Here is a 25436-nt window from a genome sequence, read left to right on the forward strand (position 1 = left end):
CTGATTGGAGCCGACCATGACCTCTCGCATCGCAATTGACGGCAAGCGACTGCTGCAGCGCCTTGATGATTTCGCAAGGATCGGGGCAACGCCGGCCGGAGGCGTCAACCGTCAGGCCCTGTCGCCTGAGGACCGGGCATCACGGCGCCTTTTGGCTGACCTCGCCCTTCAACGCGGCTTTCGCGTGTTTCAGGATTCGATGGCAAACCTGTTCATTCGTCGCGAAGGCCGCCTTCCGGCGCGCGCCCCTCTCGTGATCGGCAGCCATCTCGACAGCCAGCCGACAGGCGGGCGTTTCGATGGAGCGCTCGGCACCCTCGCGGCCTTCGAGGTGATGGAGAGCATTGCGGATGCCGGGATCGAGACTGATCTTTCGCTTGAGGTCGTCGCCTGGACCAACGAAGAAGGAAGCCGGTTTGCCCCGGGCGCCATGGGATCCATGGCCTTCGCCGCGGGCGCAATCCCTGATGCCTGGTCCGATCTTCGCGGTCGCGACGGATCGCTGTTTGTTGATGAGCTGAGCGCAACGCTCCAGGCCTTGCCAGAAGCCGAAATGCGCCCACTTGGTTTCCCGATCTGCGGCTATCTTGAGCTGCATATCGAACAGGGTCCGTCGCTCGAACGGGAAAACATACCGATCGGCATCGTCCACGGCATCCAGGGAACCCGGTGGCTGGAGGTGACGATCAAAGGCCAGGCAGCGCATGCCGGCACGACAGCGCTGGAGTTCCGTCGTGATCCCATGGCGGCGGCTGTTGCCGCGCTTGAGCCGCTCTACAAAAGCGCGATGCCGAGCGATCAGTACGCTCGTTTCACCGTCGGCCGGATTGCGGTCGAACCGGGGGCTGTGAATGCCATTCCAGGTTCGGTGACTTTCAGCATCGACCTGCGGCACCCGGAGACCGCGGTCATCGACGCTCTGGAGGACCGGGTTCGCCTCTCTTGTGACAGCGCGGCTGCGGCCGCCGGCTGTGAGAGCGAATTGAGACAGATCTTCGACATGCCGCCGGCCGCCTTTTCTGAGGACCTGCTGGCCTGTCTCGATCGGGCTGCTGCCTCACTCGGATTAAAGGCCAAGCATATGCTGTCCGGCGCCTTCCACGATGCGCTGTTCGTCAATCGAGTGGCGCCAGCCGCCATGATCTTCGTGCCTTGCCGCGATGGGCTTAGCCATAACGAGGCGGAATATGTCGAGCCCGAGCATTCCATTGCGGGTGCCCGTATGCTGCTTGCGGCCACCATGGAAGCGATTGCCGTGAGAGCATAGGGCCCCGCGCGCGACCGGGCCAACAGTGGTTGGGCGAGACAGCAAGACCCACACCTGCCCGGAAACCCCGGCAGCCACCGAGAGCCGCATGCTCCCTTGTCGATGATCTCGGCATTCGGCGCCGGGCACGGAACGGGAAGCTGCCGCTTGTCCACGGCCGCCGTTTCGTGCGAAAATGGAGAAAGCTAGAAGGACCCGCTCAACGGGTAAGCTGGGGCAGGTCCGGTCGCGTTTCAGCCTGTCGATTAGGTGGCCGCGGAACATGGAACTTCTCTTCGCTCTTGGCCTCATCGCCATCAAGATTGCGCTGCTGATCGCGATGCTGCTTCTTTTGCCTTTGCCGCTGACCTGGCTGGAACGCAAGATTGCCGGGCATATGCAGCAACGGATGGGTCCGATGCGCGTGGGGTGGCACGGGCTGCTGCAGCCCGTGGCGGACGGCATCAAGCTCCTGACGAAGGAGGATCACATCCCTGCAGAGGCCGATCGATTCCTCTTCAAGCTGGCGCCAATCCTGGCGCTCGCGCCGCCCTTTGTCGTGTTCGTCGCGATTCCCTTCGGCGAGAGCATCTCAGTGCTCAATGCCGAAATCACGCTCTACGTTTCCAACCTGAACGTGGCTCTGCTTTTCGTCTTCGCGGTGATCGGTCTGGAGGTCTATGGCGTCATCTTCGGCGGCTGGGCCGCCAACAGTAAATACGCGGTTCTCGGCAGCCTCAGGACGTGCGCGCAGATGATCAGCTACGAAATCCCCATGGGGTTCGCGGTCGTCGGCGTTGTCATGTTGGCACAGTCGATGAGCCTCGTGGACATCGTGCGCGCCCAGAGCGATCTCTGGAACATCGTCTATCAGCCGATCGGGTTCTTCGTATTCTTCGTCGCGGGATTAGCCGAAGCGCAGCGCATTCCCTTCGATCTGGCCGAGGCGGAAGGCGACCTCGGCGCCGGGTTTCACACCGAGTACAGCGGTATCCGTTTCGCGCTTTTCATGGTCAGCGAATACGTCGTCGTGCTGCTGGTATCGGTCCTGTCGGTGATCCTGTTCTTCGGCGGCTGGAACGGCGCGCTCATTCCGCTGCCGCCACTCCTCTGGTTCGCGCTCAAGGTGGCATTCTTCATATACGTCTTCATGTGGTTTCGCTTCACCCTGCCCCGCTATCGCTACGACCAGCTGATGGCGATCGGATGGAAAGTCTTGCTTCCTCTGTCGATGGCGAACATAATTATCACTGGTATTGCTTTCACTTAGGAGCCATTGCGGCTTCTCCACGTTCTTTCCTGGATCGATGGATCTCAGCAAAGAACGTGCAGCGATCGAAAGGACTACAGCGACCCGACTGCGTTGCAGCAAACGCATGGCGCTGTAGAACGGCGCGACGATGTCACGCATAGTCGACAGAGCTGGAACATGGATCGGCTGGGCGCTTTTTGCCGACCTGGCGAGCGCCTTTACGCTGACATTTGGCTACATGTTCTCCAAGCCGGTGACCATGCAGTATCCGGACAAGGAGAAATGGCTCCCCTACTCGCGCTATCGTGGGCATCACTTCCTGAAACGGGACGAAGAGGGCGAGATCAAGTGCGTCGCGTGCGAACTCTGCGCTCGCATCTGCCCCTGCGATTGCATCGAAGTCGTTCCCTATGAGGACGAAAACGGCAAACGCCATCCGGCAAAATTCGAGATCGACACGGCACGGTGCCTGTTCTGCGGCCTGTGCGAAGACGCCTGCCCGGCGGACGCCATCGCACTTGGCCAGCAGTATGAGTTCTCGAGTTTTTCGTCACGTGACCTGGTGATCGGACGTGACGATCTGCTTGGCAAACCTGGAAAGGCAATGACCGGCGGTGGCGTCGTCACCGCACGCCTGAACACAGAACAGGACGTGCTGGTCGAAGCGAGCGAGCCGCAAGGATATAACTGGTGGCGCAATATCCGGCGAACGTGAGGAGCAACGATGAAACCGGCGCGCGCAGATAGGAGGCTCAGATGCTTGTCGGTGAAATCGTGAAGGACAAGGGCGCTGGAGTGATTGCAGTCGCTCCCGACCAGACAATGGTGGAGATCCTGCGGCTCTTTCGTGACAACAATATCGGCTTCGTGGTCGTCAGCCACGCGCCCGGAAGATATCTCGGCACGCTTTCGGAGCGGGATTGCTGCAACGCGCTTGCGGAGTACGGACCCGAGGCAGCGCTGATGCCGGTTGCCGACATCATGAACCGCAACGTGGCGATCTGTTCGGCTGTCGATGGGCTGCCCCTGGTGATGTCGATCATGACCCAGCGACGGACGCGACATGTGCTGGTCATCGAGGAGGAGGCGATTGTCGGCGTCGTCAGTATCGGCGACGTGGTCAAGCATCGGCTGGACGAAGCGCAGCGCACGGAGCGGCACCTGCACGATTACATCGCCGGAGCCGGCTACCACTGATGAGGCTTCGTGCCGGCTGGCGAGGACGCGGGCCCTTGCGGGCGCCTCGCGCCCAAATCCTCACGCTCCACGCCAGACCCGGTTCCTGCCCTCGATTTCGCGCGCGGTTTCTGCCTTTTGAACCTCGACCGGACACGGGTATTCACCGCGCCGCAGCAAGCTGTTGAGACGAAGAGATCGGTAGTTTTCGGGAACGAAGACGAGGCCCTTGGGAAACGACTTCTCGATCTTGAGTTGCGCCGTCAGCTCACTGCGCGTTGAACGAACGACCACCTGATCGCCGTCCGAAAGGCCAAGCTGCACGGCATCCTCAGCGCTCATCGCGACATAGGGGTCGTTGGCGATCGTGTTGAGGATTTCCGAGCGCTCCGAAAGATAGCCGTTGTGGAACAGGCAGTTGCCAGTGACGAGCATGAGCCCGTCGCTCGCGTGCGAGGCGACCGGCGGTGCGTGGAAGGCGCCCAGCGGCGGTATCTGCCCCGCCTTGGTGAAGGCGCCGTCGGCACCAAGCCCGGTCCAAGTCAAAGCCTGATAGGCCGGTATCACACGGGCGATCTCATCGAAGATCTCGATTTGCGTCGAAGGCTGCACTGTTTGGCCGCCCAGCGCCGCCACGAAATCGAAGATCGCGAGATTGTCTCGTGCCTCGAAGACCGGTTGCCGGAACTTGCGGACCTGCTGGATGCGACCCTCATTGTTGGTAAAGCTGCCAGGTTCTTCGCCGTAGCCGGCCGCTGGCAGGACGACCTCGGCCAGTGCCGCCGTCTCCGTCAGGAAACTTTCCTGGACGATCAGCAAATCAGCCGCACCAAAGGCCCGCGCCACGAACTCCCTGTCCGGATAGGCGATCAGCGGGTCGCTACCGACAAGGTAGAGCGCGCCCATTTGTCCTGCGACGCAGAGATCCAGCATCGTGTCGAGATCGGCGCCCGGCTCAGCGGGGATTTCGGCGCGCCAGGTCCGGGCAAAGGTGGCACGCACCTTCTCGTCGGCGACGGCCTGCGGCCCTGGCAAAGCAGCTGCGAGTGCTCCCATGTCCCAGGCGCCCATCTGGTTCGCGCGGTCGAAGAGGATCTGCAATGCCGGGTTCTTGCCGAGGCGGCGGAGCAGTTGCAGCAGATTGCCGAGCTGGTGCAATGCCACCCGCGCTTCGGACGATCTCAGGAGGTCAACACCGACAAGCACGGTGACAGTGCCTCCATCGTTGAGCGCGGCGGCCAGACGATCCGGTCCGTTGCTGCCATTGCCCGCTGTTGCACTGCCGGTTACCGCTCCGAGCGCTGCAAGAACGTCGCCCGATAGTTTGTCGCCGGCCGCCGCTGCAAGCGCGGCGACCAACGCCGCAAGGCTCGTGGCCTCTCGGCCGGGCGGTACACGAACCACAGCCTCTGCATCGGCGTCGAGACGGGACGGCCGTGTCGAGAGCATGAGCAATCGGGCGCCGCGCCGCCGGGCGGCATCCCGCAGCAGATATTCGGTAACCGGGTTTTCCTCCGTGACGTTGCAACCGATGACAAGCAAACTGTCGACGCCGATTACCTCCTCTAGCGGCGCACGGGTGTAGCTCGCCAGCAGCGGAGCAAGCGCAGCAAAGGGTGTGGACCAGCGCGACGAGCAGTCGATGTTGTTGGTCCGAAACACCGTGCGCATGAGCTTCTGGAACTGATAGAGCACCTCGTTGGGCAAGCGCGGCGAGACAACACCACCAGCCGCCTTGCTTTCCACTGCCGCCAGCCGCCGGCGCAGATGGTCTCCTGCTTCGTCCCAGGAAACCGGAACCAGAGCGCCATCGCGGCGGATCATCGGTCGTTTGATCCGACCGTGCCCTTCGATGAAGTCAAGGCCGAAGCGGCCGCGGACGCAGAGCGTTTCGCGGTTGACGCCGTGTTCCTCCTTGGAGCGGACCCGCATGAACTCGCCCTTGCGTGCCCCGACGGTCAGCTGGCATCCGGTACCGCAATGCGGGCAGACGGTATCCGTCTCGGCGAGATCCCACGGCCGCGCCTTGTATCGATAGGGAAAACTCATCAGCGCGCCGACCGGGCAGACCTCGATGCAGTTGCCGCACTGGTCGCAACTGGCAAGACTGCCCTCGAAGCCGGTGACGGCGGTATCCATGCCTTTTTCGACGGTGCCAAGGGCGACGGCGCCGACAACCTCCTCGCACATCCGCACGCAGCGCTGGCACTGGATGCAACGGTTGACGTTCATGATCACGACCGGGCTCAGGCGAATGTCGCGGGAATGGAAGACGCGTTTGGGATCACGAAAGCGGCTTTTGCCTGGACCATAGGCCATCACCATGTCCTGAAGTTCGCATTCGCCGCCCTTGTCGCAGATCGGACAATCAAGCGGATGGTTGGCAAGCAGCATGTCGAGCATGGCTGAACGCGTTTCATCGATCAACGGGGTGTCAGTTCGCACCACCATGCCGTCGGTGACCGCGGTGGCGCAGGACGGCTGTAGTCGCCGTAGTCCCTCGATCTCGACGAGGCACATGCGGCAGGAGGCAAGCGGCGGCAGGCGCTTCAGGTAGCAGAAGGTCGGAACCTCGATGCCCAATCGCTGGGCGACCTGCAACACGGTCGAACCGGCCTCGACTTCCACCGTTTGCCCATTGATCGTAACGCTCGCCATGACTTACTCGCCCGCACCAGGGGCCTCCTCAGTGAAACGGACACCGCCGCTCCTCGATATGGGCGACGAACTCCTCGCGGAAATGCGCCAGCGCAGCGCGTAGCCCCATCGCCGCGCCGTCGCCCAAAGCACAAAACGTGTTGCCGAAAATGCCCTTGCAGAGCATGTCCAACTGTTCCATGTCGCCGGCTTCGCCCTCACCCGCTTCGATGCGGCGCAGCACTTTCACCACCCAGTTCAGCCCCTCACGGCAAGGCGTGCACTTGCCGCAGGACTCGTGGTGAAAGAACTCGATGATGCGTGTGGCGACCTTGACCATGCAGGTCGTGTCGTCGACGACGATCACCCCGGCCGAGCCCAGCATGGTACCGGCGGCAGCAAGCGAGTCGAAATCCATCCCGACGTCCAGCCCCTGCTCCGGAATCACCGGCGCCGAAACGCCCCCCGGGATCACCGCCTTGATCTTGCGCTCAGGCAGCGGACCGCCGGCATGGTCCTCGACCAGTTCTCGCAGCGGAATGCCCATCGGCAGTTCGTAGAGCCCGGGTTTGCGCACCTGCCCGCTGACGCAATAGAGCTTTGGGCCGGGGCTCTTCTCGGGGCCGATGCCGCGGAACCAATCGGCGCCCCGCGCCACGATGTGCGGCACGCAGACGAGCGTCTCGACATTGTTGATGACCGTGGGGCTGGCATAGAGCCCGGCAACTGCCGGGAATGGCGGTTTGAGGCGCGGCTGCGCCCTCTTGCCTTCGAGCGAGTCGAGCATTGCGGTCTCTTCGCCGCAGATATAGGCGCCCGCGCCGCAATGGACGTGCACGACGAAATTGAAATCCGAGCCGAGTATCCGCGCTCCGAGATAGCCTTTGGCTTTGGCCTCCTCGATCGCCTGTTCCAGCCGACGGATCGCCAGCACATACTCCCCGCGGACATAGACATAGGCGACCTCGGCCCCGATCGCATAAGCGCTGATCGCCATGCCTTCGATCAGCTGGTGCGGGTCCCGCTCCATGATGATCCGGTCCTTGAAGGTGCCAGGCTCCCCTTCATCGGCGTTGCAGCAGAGATATTTCGGTTTGTCGGCCCGCTTCGGCACGAAGCTCCATTTCATGCCGGTCGGAAACCCCGCTCCGCCGCGGCCGCGCAGGTTCGATCTTTTTATGAGCTCGATGATTTCGTCTGGCGTGTTTTCCCTGAGCGCCTTCCCAAGCGCGCGATAACCGCCGCCGGCCTCATAGCTGGAGAGGAGATGTCCCTCCGGCACGTTCACGTTCTTCAGAAGAACCGGTTCGAACATGGCGCTATCCCCCCGGTGGTTCCGCCGCTGCGAGATCGGCGCCGGTCGTGTCGGGCACCGTCGCACGCAGCCGCGCGATGAGGGCATCGATCCGCTCAATGTCGAGAGTGCCGTGATAGTCATCGCCGACCTGCATCACCGGGGCCATTTCGCAGGCGCCGAGGCATTCGACGGTCGAGAGCGTGAACAACCCGTCAGGGGTCGTGCCGCCCTTCTTGATCCCGAGGACCTCCTCCAGATGCGTCAGCAGATCCTCGGATCGCCGCAGCATGCAGGAAACGTTGTCGCAGAGCTGCAGATGGAACTTGCCCACCGGCTCCGTATGGAAGAGCGTGTAAAAGGTCGCCAGCTCGTAGACCCAGATCCGCTCGACGCCGAGGATTTCGGCGACCTCCTCAAGAACCGCCCCCGGAAGATGGCCATGTTCACGCTGCGCGATCAGAAGCGCGGGCATGATCGCCGAGCGCTGGTCGGGATACCGCCCCGCCGCCTGTTCGATCTTTTCGCGCATCGTCATCACGTCCAAATCTCCCCTACTTGTCGACCTCCGCCATCACGGGATCGAGGCTGCCGAGCACGGCGATCATGTCTGCCAGATAGCGGGCGTTCGTGACGCCAAAGACCGCCTGGAGGTTGACGAATGAGGGCGCCCTGACCTTCATGCGGAACGGCTTCGGTGACCCGTCGCTGATGATGTAGAAGCCCAGCTCACCCTTGGGCGCCTCGATTGCCGAATAGACCTCGCCCTTCGGCACGCTGAAGCCATAGGCCGACAGGTCGAAATGCTGGATCAGCGCCTCCATCGAGCAATGCACGCGTTCCTTGTCGACGGGGAAGGCAATCGTCGGCATGTCGATCTGGAAGCCCCCCTCGGGCATCTGGTCGATGCATTGTTCGATGATACGCATGCTTTCCCGCATCTCATCGACCCGGCACCGCCAACGCGCATAACAATCACCCTCCGCGCGCGTGATGACCTTGAAATCGAGCCGGTCGTAAATCTCGTAAGGCTCGTCGCGGCGGATGTCCCAGTCGACACCGGAAGCCCGCAGGTTTGGGCCGCTCAAGCCGAGATCGATGGCATCCTCGGCGGTGAGCACGCCGATCCCCTGGGTGCGCTTGAGGAACACCCGGTTGTCTTCGAGCAGCCGCTCATAGTCACGGATCCGGTTCGGGAAGATGTCGCAAAATTCCCTGATCTTCGGGAAAAACCCGTCAGGCAGGTCTTCGCGCACGCCGCCAACCCGGCAGAAGGACGTGTGCATACGCGCACCGGTGACCATTTCGAGGAGATCCATGATCATTTCACGCTCGCGCATGACGTAAAGCAGCGCGGTCATGGCGCCGAGATCCATCGGCAGGGCGCCGGTGATCAGCAGATGACCGGAGATACGCGCGAGTTCCGCCATCATGACGCGGATGTACTGCGCCCGGATCGGGGCCTTGATGCCGAGCAGTTTCTCCACCGCGAGCGCGAAGGCGAGATTGTTCGAAGGCGGGCAGAGATAGTCGAGCCGGTCGGTCAACGGGAAGATCTGGGTATAGGTGAAGCTCTCCGCCAGTTTCTCGGTGCCGCGATGCAGATAGCCGATATGGGGGTCCACCCGCTTGACATACTCACCGTCCAGTTCGAGGACGAGCCGGAGAACCCCATGAGTGCTGGGGTGTTGGGGGCCGAGGTTGAGAAGCACTTCCTTGCTGTTGAGCGCTTCACCTTCGGGCCGCGCGAGCTCGGTGACTTCGGTCATCTCAACTTTTCCGACGTCGATCGGCCTCCGTTGTTCATGATGCTTTCGGATCGGCCCAAACGCAAAACCGCACTCACCTTTCCTTCTCCCTCCCTATGGAATGTCCCGGGTGGCGAGGTCGGGCTGTGTCGGTGGCGGACCTTCGGCACCAAACGGGTTCAGCTTGTCCTTGTAGCCCCTGAGCGGGAAATCCTTGCGCTGGGGAAAGCCCTCGAAGCCCTCCCACATGTAGATCCGTCGCAAATCGGGATGCCCCTGAAACCGGATGCCATACATGTCCCAGGCTTCGCGCTCGTGCCAGTTGGCGGTACGCCAGACCCCGGTGACCGAGGGGACCTCGGGCGGGTCGCCAAGCCGGCACTTGATGCGGACACGGCAGCGGTTGGGCAGCGAATAGAGATGATACACCGCCTCGAAGCGCGGCGTTTCGGGATAGTGGTCAACGCCGCAGATGTCGGAAAGGAAATTGAACTTCAGCTCCGGGTGGTCTTTCAGGAAGCGGCAGAACTCGACGATCTTCTCGGGCGGAACCACAAAGACGTCCATGTCATGTGCGGTGCCGAGATCCTCGATTGTTTCGCCGAAGCGCTCCAGGATCGGGGCGCGATTGAGAGACGGCTCGACACTCATGATGCGGCAACCCGATCGAGAGGCGTTCCGGCCAGCGCGCGGGTCCTCTTGATCTTTTCTTGCAGCAGAAGGAAACCATGCATCAGCGCCTCGGGGCGTGGCGGACAGCCAGGCACGTGCACGTCGACCGGCACGAAGGTTTCAGACCCTTGCACCACGGCATAGGTGTTGTAGACGCCGCCCGATATGGCGCAGGTGCCCATGGCGATGACCCAGCGCGGCTCCGGCATCTGGTCGTAAAGCCGGCGCACGACGGGCGCGAACTTCCGGGTCACGGTGCCGGCAATGATCATCACATCGGACTGCCGCGGCGAAGGACGAAAGACCACGCCGAACCGGTCGAGATCGTAGCGCGCGCACCCCGCCGAGATCATTTCGATGGCGCAGCAGGCGATACCGAAGGTCTCGGGCCACAGAGCCGACCTTCGGCTCCAACTGATGACGCTCTCGGCCGTGGTGAACAGCACGCTGTCCTGGATGGTGTTTCCTATTCCTCCCATTCCAGCGCTCCCTTCAGCCAGGCGTAGGCGAAACCCACGAGAAGCAGCACGATGAAGACGAACATTTCGAGATAGGCGACGATACCGATCTCCTTGAGGACAACGGCCCAGGGAAAGAGAAACATCGCCTCGACATCGAAGACGACCAGCAGGATCGCGAGGATGAAAAACTGCACCCTGAAGCGGCCCCCGGCGGCCTCGCCAGCCGGGTCCATGCCGCATTCATAGGGCATGTTCTTTTCGGGATAGGGATTGGACGGCCGCAAGAGCGAGGAAACAAAAAGCGTCGCCCCCACCACCAGAACAATTCCGGCGATCATGAAAAGAACCGGCAGGAATTCCGCTGCAGACATATTGCGCAGCCCGGTCACCCATCGGGGGCGTTGCTCAAGCCGCGATCGGCTCATTTGGGCCGGTAACGCGGTCGCCCCGGAGAAGCGACTAAGGGCATTCCTTTCCTAAACCGCTAGTTTATTCCGTCGCATAGGCCATTGCAAATCCGATCGCTCAGCCGCCGAAGACCGACTGCTGTGCGAGCCTCAAAAACCACGCCGGAAACAGTCCGATGCCGAGCGTGCCAGCGGCGGTCACGGCGAGAGCGGTGCCGACCAGCGGCGTCAGCGCCGGCTCGAACACCCGCTCCGGTTCGCGCATGAACATCACCATGACGATACGGATGTAGAAATAGGCGGCGACAGCGCTCAGGAGCACTGCGATCACGGCCAGCAGGACGAACCCGCGCTCGATGAGCGCGACCAGCACGTAGAACTTGGCAAAAAACCCGGCCGTTGGCGGAATGCCCGCCAGAGAAAACAGATAGAGCAACATCAACAGCGCCAGCCCCGGATGCAGCTTGGCGAAACCCGCATAGTCTTCGATGACTTCGCCCGAGAAATTGCCGTTTCGCATCATGATGACGGCGCCGAAGATGCCGAGATTCATGAAGGTGTAGATCAGGAGGTAGAGCATCACGCTGGCGATCCCGTCGGCACCTCCGGCCACGATGCCGAAAATGGCAAAGCCGGCATGGGCGATGCTGGAATAGGCGAGCAGGCGCTTGAAGTTCTCCTGCACCAGCGCCACGAAACTGCCGAGCGTCATCGTCACGACCGCAATGACGGCCAATATGATCCAGACATTGGAGCCTGCGACCAGCGGATTGAGAAACACCCTGAGGATCACCGCGAAGCCCGCAGCCTTGGGACCGACGGACATGAAGGCGGTAATCGTCGTCGGTGCGCCCTCGTAGACATCCGGCACCCACATGTGGAACGGCACCGCACCAATCTTGAAGACCAGTCCGGTGACGATGAAGACCACCGCCAAAAGCAGGCCCGGATCGAGCGGATCACCGGTGACTGCCGCCGCCATCCGGTCCAGCTGCGTCGTGCCGGTGAGGCCGTAGACCAGCGAGACGCCGTAGAGGAAAATCCCGGTCGAGACCGCGCCGAGGATGACATATTTCAGCGCCGCCTCGTTTGACCGTTGCTCTCGCCGAAGGAAGCCAGTCAGCACGTAGGTACAGAGCACCATCAGTTCGAGGCCGACATAGATCGACAGGAGGTCGGTCGCAGACGCCATGATCATCATGCCGGACAGCGCAAGGAGCAGCAGGACGTAGTATTCGCTGCCGGCGATCCCTTCGATTTCGGCATAGTTTCGCGAAAGCAGGAAGGTCAGGAGGATCGCCAGGTAGAACAGGGACTTGAAGAAGACAGAGAAGGGATCGGCGACGAACATGTCCGCATAGGCTGGCTGCGCCGCACCCGACACCGTGAATGTTGCCAGCGCCGCAAGCAGCACCACTGCGACCGCGGCCGAGACAAGGACAGCGCCCTGTCCCTTCGGCGTAAGCTGTCCAGCGATCAAAAGGATGCAGGCTCCCGTGATCACGATGATTTCGGGCAGGCTCGCAAGGATCGACGGAAGGAGCGCTGCGGCGATCATGGGCCGGTCTCCTTGTCGTGGACCTGCTGCAAAAGATGCGTGACCGAGCTGTCGATAATGGCGAGAAAGGGCTTGGGGTAGAGCCCGACCCAAAACACGAAGACTGCGAGCGGCAGGATCGCGGCCATCTCGCGGCCGTTGACATCACGGACCTTGAACCGCGCGCCGACGCTCGCCGGGCCAAGCGCGACCTTCCGGTACATGCCAAGCAGATAGGCCGCGCCCAGCAATGCGCCGAAAACCGCGACCGCGCCGAAGGCAAGATTGGCTGCAAACCCACCCGACAGCACCAGCAACTCGCCCACGAATGCGTTCGTCCCCGGCAGCGCCATCGACGACAGCACGAAGAGCGCGAAGAAACCGGTGTAGACTGGTGCTACCTTCATCAAGCCGCCGTAGTCGGCGATGCTGCGGGTGTGGGTCCGCTCGTAGATCAGGCCGACGAACAGAAACAGGGCACCGGTCGTCACGCCATGATTGAACATCTGCAGGATGCTGCCTTGGAGCCCGAGCGGGTTGAGGGCAAAAATCCCAAGCGTCACGAAACCCATATGGCTGATGCTGGAATAGGCCACCAGCTTCTTCAGGTCGTCCTGCGCCAAGGCTAGCAGACCGCCATAAACGATCGCGAATGCCGAAAGCGCCATCATCAGGGTCGAATAATAGACCGAGGCCGCCGGCAGCATCGGCAGCGAGAACCGCAGGAACCCGTAGGCGCCCATCTTCAGGAGCACGCCGGCAAGGATGATGCTGCCCGCCGTCGGAGCCTGGACATGGGCATCCGGCAGCCAGGTATGGAGCGGGACCATCGGCACCTTGACCGCGAATGCGACGAGGAAGGCAAAGAACAGCCAGGACTGAACATCAAACGGCAGGTTCAGCATCATCAGCGCCAGGATGTCGAAGGTCCTGCCGCCCTCGAAATACAGCACGATGACGCCGATCAGGAACAGGAGGCTGCCCGCCAGGGTGTAGAGAAAGAACTTGAACGCCGCATAGACCCGGCCGTCGCCGCCCCAGACACCGATGATCAGATACATCGGGATCAGCATCGCCTCCCAGCAGACATAGAACAGAAACAGGTCGAGCGCCGAGAACACACCCAACATCAGGCTCTGCATGGCGAGCAGACTGACCATGAACTGCTTCACTTTGCGGTCGATGGCGATCCATGAGGCGAGCACCGAGACCAGGCCCAAAAGCGCCGTGAGGAACACAAAGAGCGCACTGATCCCGTCGACGCCGAGCGCAAAGGTAATGCCAAGCGCCGGCACCCACGGGCGCTTCTCGACGAACTGCATCGCGGAGGTCCCGGTATCGAAACCGGCGAGCATCGCGATGGCGAACGCCAGGTCGAGCAAGGTGAAACCGAGCGCGACCCATCGCACCGCATCGTCGCTGCGCAGAAACATCAGGATCGCTGCCCCGGTGGCGGGTGCGAAGACGATCAGGCTGAGCAGCGGGAACGCCATCACACCCCCTACTGCCACACGACTGTGAAAACGGCGATCGCCGCGATCACGCCGGCGATCATCGCCAGCGCATAGTGAGTGACGACGCCGGTCTGCAGCCGCCGCAACGCGCCGCCGCCGACAAGGATGGCGCGGGCGAGGCCATTGACGGCGGCGTCGACGCCGTTGAGATCGGCCCGCAGTCCGGCGTGCGCCGTCCCGTGCAGGAGCGGCAGCGCGACTGTGTCGGACACATTGCTCACCGCCTTTTCGTAGCGCGCCAACGGCTTCTCGGCGAGCCAGAGGAAGGCTCGCGCGCCCTTCCGGTAGAACCAGTCCGTATCGATGCTGATTGTATTTTCCGGATCGAGCGCCCGGAGGAAGAGGACGAAGCCCAGCGCTGTAAACATCAGCAGGCCGAGGCTCTCGGCGACATGCGCGCCCGTATAGGGCTCGAAGACGACCGGATAGGGAAGGAGCGCATAGAGCGGTCCCGGGAACACGCCGATCGCGATGCAGAGCACGGCCGCTATCCCCATGGCAACCAGCATGTTGCGGGGAGGCTCCCGCGCCTCCAGCTTTCGATCCGGCCCGAAAAACATGTAGTACGGCAGCTTGAGGCCGGTGTGCAGGAACGTCCCTGACGATGCCATCGTGAGCGCCAGAACCACGAGCGCCCGGTGATCCTGCCCGGCGGCGGCTATTACCATCGATTTGGTGACGAAGCCCGAGAAGAACGGAAAAGCCGAGATCGCGAAGGCGCCGACCATGTAGAGGGCAACCGTCAGCGGCATGGCTTTATAAAGCCCGCCGAGCTCGGTGAGCTTGCGCCGCCCGGTGACCTCAATCACCGCCCCCGCCCCCATGAAGAGAAGCGCCTTGTAGAGGATATGGGCGAAGGCGTGGCTGGTGGCTCCGTTCACGGCCATCTCTGTGCCGATGCCGATGCCCGCCACCATGTAACCCACCTGGCTGACGATGTGATAGGCAAGCAGCCGCCGACAGTCGTTCTCAAGCACTGCATAGATCACGCCGTAGAGCGCCATGGCCGCGCCGAGCCAGACGAGAAGCTCCATCCCTGGGAATGCGCGCGCCAACACGTAGACGGCCGTCTTGGTGGTGAAGGCGCTCATGAACACTGCCCCCGTGACCGTCGCTTCAGGATAGGCGTCAGTCAGCCAGGCATTGAGCGGCGGCACGGCGGCATTCAGCAAGAAGCCAACAAGGATCAGATACGCACCCGTGTCCATTGCACCCGCGATCGGCCCGAAGAGTAGCGAGCTGGCGGCAAGTCCGTGGAGCACGATGCCGCCGAGCAGCGCGACGCCGCCGGTGATATGCACCATCAGATAGCGGAACGCGGCGCCGATCGCTCGCTTGCCCCCTTGCGCAAAGACCAGATAGGCCGAGGCAAACGCCATGCTCTCCCAGAAAAGGTAGAGGGTCAAATAGTCGCCTGCAAACACCACACCCAGCGCACTGCCGACATAAACGAAGGCCGCCACATGCTGTCCGGCCCTTGTCAGATGCAGTGCGTAGACCATGCCAATCAGCGCCATGACGGAGAAGACGGTGGCGAAGACGATGCTGAGCTTGTCGACCTTCGCAAGCAGGATTTCCTGCCCGATGAAGCGCCCCGCCCCATAGTTGCCCGGCTCCATTGCGAGGACCGCGACGATCGCCAGGGCCGGAACCAGCACCAGATAGGCCTTGCGGACCGATCCCTTCAGGAACGGGATCGGCACGGCGCCGAGAATGAACAGGAGGGCCGGATGGACGAAGTCAATCATAGTAGTCCTCGCGCCGCATGAGCCCGCCTTGATGGCCGAGGAACTTGGAAACGAAGATGAGCAGCACGCAGGAGCCGAAGCCGTAGACGGCCGACCAGCCAGGCAAACGGTCCCAGAGATATTCGGCGTGTTCGCGCGGAACCAGGAAATCGGCGACGACGATGAGAACGAGCACGAGATAGAACAGGCGGCGGCGCGACCTTGCATAGCCCTCGTCGCCAAAGAAATCGACGATCTGCTTGATCATCTGACCACTCCTTCCGCCAAGGCGATGAAATAGCCGGGGAAGATGCCCATCAGGACCGACAAGGCGGCGGTCGCGACCAACGGGATCGTTACCAGCGGTATTTCATGGACAGGTTCCGTCCCTCCCGGCGCCTCCGAACCGAAAAAGGCGATATAGCTGACCGGCAGGAAGTAGGCGGCATTCAGCACCGAGCTTGCCAGCAGGACGGCCAGGAAAACCATCTCGCCCGCTTCGACAGAGCCGAGGGCCAGATACCACTTGCTGACGAAACCGGCGGTGGGCGGCACGCCAATCATGCTGAGCGAGGCGACGAAGAACGCCCCCATCGTCCAGGGCAGCCGGCGGCCGATGCCGGCCATGTCGCTGATGTTTCGTTTTCCCGAGGCGCAGTAGATCGATCCGGCGCAGAAGAAGAGCGTGATCTTGGAGAAGGCGTGCACGGCGATATGAATGATGCCGCCGATCATCGCGACCGGCGACAGCAGGACCGCTCCCAGCACCACATAGGAGAGCTGGCTGACAGTCGAATAGGCAAGCCGCGCCTTCAGGTCGTCCCGGGTCAGGGCATAGATCGACGCCATCAGGATGGTGAAGGAGACGAGATAGGCCGTTGCGATGCCGAGCCCGAGCCTTCCGACCAGATCCACGCCGAACACATCGAACACCAACCGCAACACGCAAAACACGCCCATCTTGACCACGGCCACGGCATGCAACAGTGCGCTGACCGGCGTCGGCGCAACCATTGCTGCGGGCAGCCAGGCATGCATCGGCATCACCGCGGCCTTGGCGAAACCGAAGAGGTAGCAGAAATAGACAACCGTCAGCAGCGGCGCCGAGGCATCAATACTCGCCAACAACCCTCCGGGCACAAAGTCGAGCGACCCGGCAATTTGATAGGTCAGCGCCAACGCGGCGAGTAGCACGCTTTTCGACGCGCCCATCAGGTAGACGAGGTACTTGCGGCTGCCCGCCCATGCCTCTTCGTCCTCGTGGTGATAGACGAGCGGATAGGTCACGAGGCTCAGCACCTCGTAGAAGATCACCAGCGTGAACAGATTGGCGGCAAACGCGCCGCCGACGGCGGCGGCAAGGCTGGTTGCGAAGCAGGCGAAGAAGCGGGTCTGCGCGTGCTCGTTCAGGTGTCGCATATAGCCGATGGAATAGACCGCCGCGACGATCCACAGGAGCGACGAGACGGTGGCAAACACCATGCCGAGCGCATCGACCCGAAAAGCGAAGTCGATCCCCGGCAGGATCTCGAACAGGCGCAGTTCGATGGTGCCGCCCGAAAGCACCGTGGGCGCCATCGAGAGGACGATCGCGAACATAGCGACTGCGGCCAGCGGCGAGACGGCATCCCGGATTTTCTCGCGCTTGTCGAGAAGGAGAACTGCAAGGGCCGCCAGCCCTGCGACGGCGACGGCAAGTAGCGGCCGGATTGATAGCACCGGTTCCAAGCGCTATCCTTTCATCGTCGTCACGTCGTCGATCTTGAGGGTGGGCTTGTTCCTCACGAGGGCGACCAAAATGCCGAGGGCGACGGCAACTTCCGCCGCGGTGATGGCGATGACGAAGATCGCGAAGATCTGCCCGCGAAAATCATCATAGTAACGTCCGAAAGCGATGAAATTGATGTTGACCGAGTTGAGCATCAGCTCCAGCGACATCAGCACCACCAGGATATTGCGCCTGAGCAGCACGCCCGCGGCTCCGATCACGAAGAGGACCACTGCGAGCGAAATGTACCACCAGAGCGGAACCATCACCCGGGCTCCTTGCGAGCCAGTACGATGGCGCCGACGAGTGCCGCCAGAAGGATGACCGAAGCGACTTCAAACGGCAGCAGGTACTCGGCGAAGAGTGTCGTGCTGAGCTCCCTGACTTGGTCGCCGCCGCGCGACGCGACGGGCTCAACCGCCGAGAAGCGGCTGCTCCAGAGCACCAACGCAAGCATCTCGACCCCAAGCAGGACGAGCAGGACCAGTGCAGGCAGATTTCGCCCCGGCACAAATCGCTGCAATACCGCTTCGCGCACGTCGATCATCATGATCACGAACAGGAACAGGACCATGATGGCGCCGACATAGACGAAGATCTGCACGACTGCGAGCAGCGGCGCCTCGAGCAGGACGAAGATTGCCGAGATTTGCAGGAAACATGCCATCAGCGCCAATGCGCTGTGAACAGGGTTGCGCGCCAGGACGACTGTCAGGGCGGTGATCACGGCCCCCGCAGCAAACAGAAGGAAGAACCCCTGGCCCATTGACGCAGCCTCTCCCGCGCGAACCATTCTGCGGGCGCATGACGGCCGGAACTCAGATAGCGCCGCACTTCGGTTGCGTTCATAAATTGTGCCTGAGCAAAGGGTTTTTCACAAGAATATTGTCGGCAACACAATTGAATGAGGCCGCGCGGCGGTAACCAGTGCGATCCGGCTTCGTATCGGCGACTGTCCGTGAAGTACCGGCATAGCGGCCATCAATCGACGAACCACGGCCAGTCATGGCATGCTGTCGTCGCGCCTATCGTCGCGCTGACCGCATCGTCCCGGTCCTTGTTGCAAGCACGTTGCGGATCGAAAAGCTTGAATGAATGCGCGAGACCCCCGGGAGAGCCGAGAGGATCTCCTTGTGGATGCGTTCGAACTCGCCGGCATTGGCGACTTCGACGCGCAACAGATAGTCCGAGCCGCCAGTCATCAGAAAACACTCTTTGATCTCGGGGTGTTTTCGCACCGCCGCTTCGAAACGGTCGAGATAGTCCTCCGTCTGGCGATCCAGCGTGATGTTGATGATCACCGCGATGGTGGCCTCGACGTTCGACGTGTCCACCAGCGCCGTATAGCCGCGAATAACGCCCGCCTGCTCCAGGATCTTTATCCGCCTGAGGCAAGCCGATGGCGAAAGCCCGACTTCGCCCGCGAGGCTGGCATTGCTTCGGCGCGCATCCAGTCGGAGGAGTCGAAGGATGTTACGGTCTATCGCATCAAGCGCAGTCATTGCAGATTATTCCAATTCTTCTTCGTTTCTTTCAATGATCATGATTTGGCGCAACGATCAATTACTCTTTCCTCGGCAATTTCACGATCGTTTCAATAGGCTCGCGCCAGATGGGGAGGCCGGGCATGGATGGCGTGCTACAGAACAACAGGCAGATGAGGGCGGAGTGCACGAGCGGCGCTTCGGGTTATCTGACCATCGATCTTGCGGCCCTTGCGCGCAACTACGAAAAGCTCTCGGGGGAAGTTGCCCCGGCGCGCGCAGCGGCCGTCGTCAAGGCCGATGCCTACGGACTTGGCGCAGGACAGGTTGGCGCGCGGCTCTATGCCCAGGGTTGCCGGCACTTCTTCGTTGCCCAATTTGTCGAGGCAGTCCGGTTGCGGCCACACCTGGCCGATGACGCGCAGATCTTCGTCTTGAACGGCCTGCAACCCGGCAACGAACCCGGCTGCGCCCAGCAGGGCATCGTGCCGGTCATCAATTCGCTCGAGCAGTGGCAGCGCTGGTCCGAGATGGCTGAGGCGCTGGGGCGCAGGTTGCCGGCGGTGTTGCAGTTCGATACCGGCATGTCGCGGCTCGGCTTGCCACCGGAAGAGCGGGCGAGGCTCGCTGAAGCGCTTCGAACGGACGACAGGGTCGACGTGTTCTTCATCATGAGCCACCTCGCCTCGGCCGACGAAGTCGAAAGTGAGCAAAATTCCAGCCAGCTTACCGAGATGGCGCACATCGCACGGGAGTTCCCCGGTTTCGACCTGTGCTTTGCCAATTCGGGCGGCATATTTCTCGGTGGTGACTATCACGGCGTGCTTGCCCGCCCCGGCATCGCACTTTATGGCGGCGCACCGACTGCGGGCGTTGCAAACCCGATGGAACCGGTCGTGCGGCTCGACGTGGCCGTGGTCCAGACGCGCACCGTGCCGGCCGGTGCGCGCGTCGGCTACAGCGGCACCCATGTCGCGGCAGGCGAAACGCGTCTCGCCACGATTGCTGCCGGCTATGCCGACGGCCTGCCGCGCAGCCTCAGCGGCAGAGGAGCCGTCTATTGCGACGGCGTGCGCTTGCCGATCGTCGGGCGGGTTTCCATGGACAGCATTACCATCGATATCACCGGCCTTCCGGCGGACCGCCTGACGCTCGGCAGCCTCGTGGAAGTCCTCGGGCCCAACCAGACGCTCGAAGACATCGCTCGCGACGCCGGCACCATTTCCTACGAAATCCTGACCGGTCTCGGCGATCGCTATGAGCGGCAATACCGGTAACCCTTCTTTCCCAGTGAGGACATCATGAAAGTCATCGTTCTCGGCGCCGGCATCGTCGGCGTCACCTCGGCCTACGAGCTTGCCAAGGCCGGTCACGAGGTGACGGTCATCGACCGCCAGTCCGGCCCGGCGCTGGAGACGAGTTTCGCCAATGCCGGCGAAGTCTCCTTCGGTTACTGCTCGCCCTGGGCCGCACCGGGCATACCGATGAAGGCGATGAAATGGCTGTTCATGGAACACGCACCACTGATCCTGCGCCCCAAGGTCGACACGGCGATGTTGTCCTGGATGATGAAGATGCTCTTCAACTGTACGTCCAGGCGCTACGCCATCAACAAGAGCCGCATGTTGCGGCTTGCGGACTACAGCCGGACCTCGCTCGCAGCACTCCGCGCTGAAACAGCCATCGCCTATGACGAACGCATGCAGGGCACGCTGCAATTGTTCCGCACGCAACAGCAGCTTGATGCCTCCGGCAAGGACGTCAAGGCGCTCGCCGCCGACGGCATCCCCTTCGAAGTTCTCGATCGTGAAGGCTGCATCCGCGTCGAGCCGGCGCTGAAGCATGTGCGCGACAAGATCGTCGGCGGTCTGCTGACGCCGAAGGACGAGACCGGCGACTGCTTCAAGTTCACCAACGCCTTGGCCAAAAGGGCCGAAGAGCTCGGCGTTCGCTTCAGCTACGGCAGCATCATCCGCGGCCTCGACGTGGAAGGCGGTCGCATACGGGGCGTCGTCACCGCCCACGGAACGCTGCAGGCCGATGCCGTGGTGGTGGCGCTTGGCAGCTTCTCCCCGCTCCTCGTCAGGCCGCACGGAATCCGTCTGCCGGTCTATCCGGTCAAGGGCTACTCGTTGACCATCCCGATCACCGACGCCGCGCGTGCTCCCGAATCAACCGTTATGGACGAGACCTTCAAGATCGCGATCACCCGCCTCGGCGATCGCATCCGCGTCGGCGGCATGGCGGAGATCTCCGGCTACACCAACGATCTCGGCGAGCCACGCCGCCTCACGTTGCAGCATTCCGTCACCGATTTGTTTCCCGGCGGCGATGTGTCGAAAGCAAGCTTCTGGTCGGGCCTTCGCCCGATGACGCCGGACGGCACCCCCGTGATCGGAGCAACCAAGGTCGCCGGCCTTTATCTCAACACCGGCCACGGCACGCTCGGTTGGACGATGAGCTCTGGCTCGGCCCGCGTGGTCGCTGACCTCGTCAGCGGTCGTCAGCCGGAGATCGATGCCACCGACCTCGCGATCGCCCGCTACGCCTGAACGGTTCCACACACCCTTTTTCAAGGAGACATGTCATGATTGAGGAAATCCACACGAACGACGCGCCGGGCGCTGTCGGGCCCTTCTCGCAGGCGATCAAGGTCGGCAACCTGCTCTTCGTCTCCGGCCAGCTCCCGATCGATCCTGCGACCGGAGAGTTCAACTCGGACGACGCGATCGCGCAGGCCGATCAATGCCTGAAGAACCTTGCGGCAATTGCGGCCGCCGCCGGCACGACCCTCGCCAACACGGTCAAGACGACGGTTCTCCTGACCGACCTTGGCCATTTCGCGGAAATCAACAAGGTCTATGCCGGCTTTTTTGCCAAGCCATTTCCCGCCCGCGCCTGCTACGAGGTCAGCGCGCTTCCGAAGGGTGCAAAGGTTGAGATTGAGGCCGTCATCGCCCTTTGAGTCCCTTGGACAATCGGTGTTGTGCGCGCACCTATGGATCGCAGGAGCGCCCGGCGGCAACTAGCCGCCGATCCGCTCCGCCATGCGCCGCAGGCCCGGGATGTCCCTGAGCGTCAGCTTCTGCCACCCGCCTTGGACAAGGCCCTGTCCTTCCCAGGCACTGAGGATTCTTGAAACCGTATGCAAGGTGGTCCCCGTCATCTCGGCGATATCCTGGCGCGAGATCGGGAGGTCGATGCGGATCCCGCCGCCGTAAGGTTTGCCGGCCTGTTCGGCGAGCCGCAGCACCGTGTGGGCGACGCGGCGCTCGACCTCCTCGGTCGACATCTCGCGGATGCGGGTATGCGCCTCGTCGAGGCGCTGACCGATCGTGTGCAGCGCATTGACGGCAAGGTGCGGGTTCTTCTCGACGAAGACGTTCCAAAGCTCGGTCGGCCAGGCCAGACATAAATGGTGCCGGCAAGCACGCCGAACAGCACCTGGGCGACGAACAGGCCGAGCGCTCCGTAGAAATAGAGCATCGCGACCTTCTGGGTTTGGTACTTCATGGTGTCACACTCCAATCGCGTCGCTTAACCTGCCTCGTTCGGCGGCCAGTCCTGGGTCTTGATGCGGCTCGTCCATTCCAGGAAGTCGGCGAGGTCGTTGAGTTCCTGTTCGGTAAGGTTGAACTGCGGCATCTGCCGCCGCCCTTCGATGCCGGTCGGCTGGGCGGCCATCCAGGCCTTGAGCGTCTCGCGCGCGCCGTCCGGATCGGCCTCGCCGCCGAAGCGCTTCCAGACATTGCCGAGTTCGGGCGCGAAATAGGCGCCCTCACCCAGAAGCGTCTGGCAGTTGATACAGGAGTTTTTTCCCAGACGTGTTTGCCGCGCGCGACCGCATCGGTCAGCGTCGTTTCATCCGTCGAGGTCGTCCGCATGTAGTAGTGGCTGTGGGCTGTCAGCCCGACGAAGATGGCGAAGAAGAAGGACCCGCCGTAAAAGACGTTACGGGCCCCGGTTTTGGTGAGGCGTTCTGCCATCACGTGGTCCTTTCGATTTCAGATGGCCGCGATGTGCCGCAGCCGGCTGATCTGATCCCCTCCCCGTGTGGCGTCGAAACTTGCGACTCCGGCAACAATCGGGGCGAACCCATGTCTAGGGAAATCGGCGGCGGCTTCTTTGCGTTTCGGCAAACAAGTCGGCGGGTGACCTCAGCCGAAGAGAACAGTCCCCAGCATCAGCTTCGCTGCGGCGATGAGGACGAGCGCTGCGGGCCAGATCAGCAGGCCGAAGCGAAGCACAGACGGCGCATGCCGAAGAGCGCGGCATTGACCAGCGCCCGCCGACGCTGCCCGAGCGACGCCTGCGGCCTTGTCGCCAGGGCCGCCTGCCAGCCGCTGGTCAGCAGAACGAGCGTGTTGATACCGGCAAGCAGCGGATCGAGATGCAAGCGGGTGGCAGCAAACGGATCCGGCTGAATGAGGCCGCCAACCAGAAAACCGATGAGCAGAATGCCGAAGGCGGCAAGTTCGCTCCAGACGAGCACCCAGAGCAGTAGGGTGTCCGTCGTCTCCTCTTCCGCCGCCGTGGTGATCGGATGACTGCGGGCGTCCATGTCAGCGTCTCCGTCAGGTCTAAGGGGGTAGAGCGGGATGCGGACGGCACGTTTTGCCTCATCCCTCTCCAAAAACACGAGGCTTGAGCTAGGCGCGGATGCAAATCCTGTCGTTGCGATTACGCAAAGAAGGCAGCATGGGGCGGCGCTATTGCCGTTGAACAAAGGAGCCTTCCGATGACAGACGCACAGATCGGCCTATCCGTTGCCACCCCATCATCATCATCTTTGCCCTCGTGCTCTATCGCATGGGCGTGCTTCAACGCGGCGCGACGCTGTCGGCGATCCTTTCCTCCGTTGCGATCGCCATCGTTCTCTTCCTCGATCGCTGAGACGGGGGCTTCCGCGGCGCTAGCTGCCTGGACCGAAGGGAGCGGACTCATAACCACGCGAGCGGACGGCCTGTCAAAGCCCGCTTTGGAGCGGTGGGGGCTCTTCTGAGTCATGCTATAATCGGAGTTCGAGCATCGCGGTTGAAGCCACATGTCAGCACTGCGCAGCTTCGGTTTCTTCCGCATCCAAAATGGGAGCTGTCTCGTGGGCATCGCGGGCGCGGCGATGCGGAAGAGTTCAGCGTGACGAGCTGCCCTCTCACAGATTAGGGGAGGATCGGGGTTATGGTCGACCAATGGTTATTCAAGAGCGAGACTTACGATAACTGCAATTGCGCCATGAACTGCGGCTGCCAGTTCAACCTACCAAGCACCCACGGCTATTGTCAGTCGGCTTTCGTTGGCAACATTGTTGAAGGCTACTTTGGCGACACGCCGATAGCAGGCCTGAACTGGGCGGCGATCTATAAGTGGCCCGGCGAAATCAAGGACGGCAACGGCCAGCGCCAGATCGTCATCGACGAGCGGGCGAACGATGCTCAACAGAGCGCGCTGGAGGCGATCATCTCAGGCGAGGCTGGCGAACCGTTCAGCAATCTGTTCTCCGTATTCGCGTCCACATGCTCGGAATTTTGTCGGACATTGTTCCTGTCGATCGATCTCGAAGTGGACATGGAACTCAGAACCGCCAGAGTAGAGATACCCGGCATCTTGGTGAGCCGCGCCAGGCCGAAGATCAACGAGTTTACCGGTCAGCCGTTCCACATTGCGATGGCACGTCCGAGTGGCAGTTTCGAGTTTACCTACGCAGAAATCGGGCTCGGTACGACGTCGGTCACCGGGGATATGCAGATGGCCTACGAAGATTCATGGGCGCATTTTTGTGTTCATCACTTCAATCAGGATGGTCTGGTCCGCGAAAGATCAAGACTGACCGCATGGCTTGATCGAATGACACCGCGTCCGTGAATACGGCGACGGAACCAAACCCGGCCAAAGGCCGCGGCCGTGTTCCGGGCCCCGCAAACCAAAGTCACAATCTGATTTGAGGTGACAAGGACGCCTCTCGCCAGCGACAAGCGTGCGAGCCGTGAACGGTCACGCCGCAGACTTTGAGAAATGTCAAAGAGAACCGTTGCCGTCGGGTGTAGTTCAAACACGACACCCACTGGAGCAGGTTCGATGCAGCAACGATTTTCCGGACAACAGGCGCTGGGACAAGCCTACCGCGAGCTTCTTGCTCTCTGCGACCGCCTAGAGACGCTCGCAGACTCGATTCCGCATCGCATCGACGCCTCGAGCTGCCATGTGATCATGGCGGAACTGCAGGACAAGCTCAGGCAGGTCCATGCGCTCGAGGAGACGATTCTCTTGCCCGCGGTCGTAGACGAGCGCACAGCCAGGAATCGCAAGGACCTGATCGAGCGGCTGCGTGCCGAGCACCATCAGGACGATCGGGCGGCCGCCGAACTGGTGCGCGTGCTGAAGGCCGTTCTCGACGACAGGGCATCGCTGAGATGGGACGCGATCGGCTATATGTTGCGTGGTTTCTTCGAAACCGTTCGCCGCCACGTGGCAACGGAACGCCTGCTTCTCTGGCGCCATGCGTGAGACAATCGA

At 62.0% G+C, this 25436-nt stretch carries 24 protein-coding genes and 3 pseudogenes; 9 read left to right on the forward strand and 18 right to left on the reverse strand.

Annotated features, from left to right (window positions below):
* The first annotated feature begins 16 nt into the window (after positions 1-16).
* The 4 genes from BBX50_RS13190 (at position 17) to BBX50_RS13205 (ending at position 3695) form a co-directional block, all read left to right on the forward strand.
* Positions 17-1267, forward strand: a complete 1251-nt coding sequence (locus tag BBX50_RS13190) for a Zn-dependent hydrolase (protein WP_065775785.1) — start codon at positions 17-19, stop codon at positions 1265-1267.
* Positions 1268-1529: 262 nt separating this feature from the next.
* Positions 1530-2516, forward strand: coding sequence for an NADH-quinone oxidoreductase subunit NuoH (nuoH, locus tag BBX50_RS13195; RefSeq protein WP_065775786.1), 987 nt, complete (start codon positions 1530-1532; stop codon positions 2514-2516).
* A gap of 130 nt (positions 2517-2646) precedes the next feature.
* Positions 2647-3213 (forward strand): NADH-quinone oxidoreductase subunit I, encoded by a 567-nt coding sequence (locus tag BBX50_RS13200; protein WP_065775787.1) that lies wholly within the window; start codon positions 2647-2649, stop codon positions 3211-3213.
* 41 nt (positions 3214-3254) lie between these two features.
* On the forward strand, positions 3255-3695 hold the full coding sequence (locus BBX50_RS13205) for a CBS domain-containing protein (RefSeq protein WP_065775788.1): 441 nt from the start codon (positions 3255-3257) through the stop codon (positions 3693-3695).
* 60 nt (positions 3696-3755) lie between these two features.
* On the opposite strand, the gene nuoG is transcribed toward BBX50_RS13205, so the two are convergent.
* The 15 genes from nuoG to BBX50_RS13280 form a co-directional block, all read right to left on the reverse strand.
* On the reverse strand, positions 3756-6332 hold the full coding sequence (nuoG, locus tag BBX50_RS13210) for an NADH-quinone oxidoreductase subunit NuoG (RefSeq protein ID WP_065775789.1): 2577 nt from the start codon (positions 6330-6332) through the stop codon (positions 3756-3758).
* A gap of 28 nt (positions 6333-6360) precedes the next feature.
* Positions 6361-7626: an NADH-quinone oxidoreductase subunit NuoF gene (gene nuoF / locus BBX50_RS13215; protein WP_065775790.1), complete on the reverse strand. Its 1266-nt coding sequence runs from the start codon at positions 7624-7626 to the stop codon at positions 6361-6363.
* Between the two features lie 4 nt (positions 7627-7630).
* Positions 7631-8143: an NADH-quinone oxidoreductase subunit NuoE gene (gene nuoE / locus BBX50_RS13220; protein WP_065775791.1), complete on the reverse strand. Its 513-nt coding sequence runs from the start codon at positions 8141-8143 to the stop codon at positions 7631-7633.
* A 16-nt stretch (positions 8144-8159) separates the two neighbouring features.
* Complete coding sequence (gene nuoD / locus BBX50_RS13225) at positions 8160-9374, reverse strand: NADH dehydrogenase (quinone) subunit D (protein WP_065775792.1); 1215 nt, start codon at positions 9372-9374, stop codon at positions 8160-8162.
* 93 nt (positions 9375-9467) lie between these two features.
* On the reverse strand, positions 9468-10004 hold the full coding sequence (locus BBX50_RS13230) for an NADH-quinone oxidoreductase subunit C (RefSeq protein ID WP_065775793.1): 537 nt from the start codon (positions 10002-10004) through the stop codon (positions 9468-9470).
* Positions 10001-10504, reverse strand: coding sequence for an NADH-quinone oxidoreductase subunit B (locus BBX50_RS13235; protein ID WP_065775794.1), 504 nt, complete (start codon positions 10502-10504; stop codon positions 10001-10003). The genes BBX50_RS13230 and BBX50_RS13235 overlap by 4 nt, the downstream gene beginning before the upstream one ends.
* Positions 10492-10857 carry an NADH-quinone oxidoreductase subunit A gene (locus tag BBX50_RS13240; protein ID WP_065775863.1) on the reverse strand — a complete coding sequence of 122 codons (366 nt, stop codon included), beginning with the start codon at positions 10855-10857 and terminating at the stop codon, positions 10492-10494. The genes BBX50_RS13235 and BBX50_RS13240 overlap by 13 nt, the downstream gene beginning before the upstream one ends.
* A 154-nt stretch (positions 10858-11011) precedes the next feature.
* Positions 11012-12451 (reverse strand): NADH-quinone oxidoreductase subunit N, encoded by a 1440-nt coding sequence (locus BBX50_RS13245; RefSeq protein WP_065775795.1) that lies wholly within the window; start codon positions 12449-12451, stop codon positions 11012-11014.
* A complete protein-coding gene (locus tag BBX50_RS13250) occupies positions 12448-13923 on the reverse strand; it encodes an NADH-quinone oxidoreductase subunit M (protein WP_065775796.1) in 1476 nt (491 codons plus the stop codon). The genes BBX50_RS13245 and BBX50_RS13250 overlap by 4 nt, the downstream gene beginning before the upstream one ends.
* A gap of 8 nt (positions 13924-13931) precedes the next feature.
* Positions 13932-15692: a Na(+)/H(+) antiporter subunit D gene (locus BBX50_RS13255; RefSeq protein WP_065775797.1), complete on the reverse strand. Its 1761-nt coding sequence runs from the start codon at positions 15690-15692 to the stop codon at positions 13932-13934.
* The gene (locus BBX50_RS13260) at positions 15685-15939 is read right to left on the reverse strand and encodes a hypothetical protein (protein ID WP_065775798.1); all 255 of its coding nucleotides are present in this window, start codon (positions 15937-15939) and stop codon (positions 15685-15687) included. The genes BBX50_RS13255 and BBX50_RS13260 overlap by 8 nt, the downstream gene beginning before the upstream one ends.
* Positions 15936-17399 carry a monovalent cation/H+ antiporter subunit D family protein gene (locus tag BBX50_RS13265; RefSeq protein ID WP_065775799.1) on the reverse strand — a complete coding sequence of 488 codons (1464 nt, stop codon included), beginning with the start codon at positions 17397-17399 and terminating at the stop codon, positions 15936-15938. The genes BBX50_RS13260 and BBX50_RS13265 overlap by 4 nt, the downstream gene beginning before the upstream one ends.
* A 3-nt stretch (positions 17400-17402) precedes the next feature.
* Positions 17403-17705 (reverse strand): NADH-quinone oxidoreductase subunit NuoK, encoded by a 303-nt coding sequence (nuoK, locus tag BBX50_RS13270; protein ID WP_065775800.1) that lies wholly within the window; start codon positions 17703-17705, stop codon positions 17403-17405.
* Positions 17705-18205, reverse strand: a complete 501-nt coding sequence (locus tag BBX50_RS13275; protein WP_065775801.1) for an NADH-quinone oxidoreductase subunit J — start codon at positions 18203-18205, stop codon at positions 17705-17707. Before BBX50_RS13275 ends, nuoK begins: the two co-directional genes overlap by 1 nt.
* A 259-nt stretch (positions 18206-18464) precedes the next feature.
* Positions 18465-18941 (reverse strand): Lrp/AsnC ligand binding domain-containing protein, encoded by a 477-nt coding sequence (locus BBX50_RS13280; RefSeq protein ID WP_065775802.1) that lies wholly within the window; start codon positions 18939-18941, stop codon positions 18465-18467.
* 125 nt (positions 18942-19066) lie between these two features.
* On the opposite strand from BBX50_RS13280, the gene alr reads away from it, so the two are divergent.
* The 3 genes from alr to BBX50_RS13295 are packed head-to-tail and all read left to right on the forward strand — an operon-like array spanning position 19067 to position 21888.
* Positions 19067-20200 carry an alanine racemase gene (gene alr / locus BBX50_RS13285; protein WP_065775803.1) on the forward strand — a complete coding sequence of 378 codons (1134 nt, stop codon included), beginning with the start codon at positions 19067-19069 and terminating at the stop codon, positions 20198-20200.
* Between the two features lie 24 nt (positions 20201-20224).
* Entirely contained in the window at positions 20225-21475 is a 1251-nt protein-coding gene (locus tag BBX50_RS13290) for a D-amino acid dehydrogenase (protein WP_065775804.1), read from the forward strand.
* Between the two features lie 35 nt (positions 21476-21510).
* On the forward strand, positions 21511-21888 hold the full coding sequence (locus BBX50_RS13295; RefSeq protein ID WP_065775805.1) for a Rid family detoxifying hydrolase: 378 nt from the start codon (positions 21511-21513) through the stop codon (positions 21886-21888).
* 60 nt (positions 21889-21948) lie between these two features.
* On the opposite strand, the pseudogene BBX50_RS13300 reads toward BBX50_RS13295, so the two are convergent.
* From BBX50_RS13300 to BBX50_RS13310, 3 pseudogenes are all read right to left on the reverse strand, one after another.
* A pseudogene (locus tag BBX50_RS13300) lies at positions 21949-22332 on the reverse strand (Crp/Fnr family transcriptional regulator); the annotation flags it as partial.
* A gap of 128 nt (positions 22333-22460) precedes the next feature.
* Positions 22461-22909, reverse strand: a pseudogene (locus tag BBX50_RS13305) (cytochrome c).
* A 272-nt stretch (positions 22910-23181) separates the two neighbouring features.
* Positions 23182-23484 (reverse strand): annotated as a pseudogene (locus tag BBX50_RS13310) (cytochrome c oxidase subunit 3 family protein); the annotation flags it as partial.
* Positions 23485-24101: 617 nt separating this feature from the next.
* Here BBX50_RS13310 and BBX50_RS13315 point away from each other — a divergent pair.
* Positions 24102-24785, forward strand: a complete 684-nt coding sequence (locus tag BBX50_RS13315; protein ID WP_065775807.1) for a DUF1326 domain-containing protein — start codon at positions 24102-24104, stop codon at positions 24783-24785.
* Between the two features lie 213 nt (positions 24786-24998).
* A complete protein-coding gene (locus BBX50_RS13320) occupies positions 24999-25427 on the forward strand; it encodes a hemerythrin domain-containing protein (protein WP_161490872.1) in 429 nt (142 codons plus the stop codon).
* Positions 25428-25436: the final 9 nt, after the last annotated feature.

The organism is Ensifer sp. LC11 (assembly GCF_001695835.1).
Lineage (GTDB): Bacteria > Pseudomonadota > Alphaproteobacteria > Rhizobiales > Rhizobiaceae > Ensifer.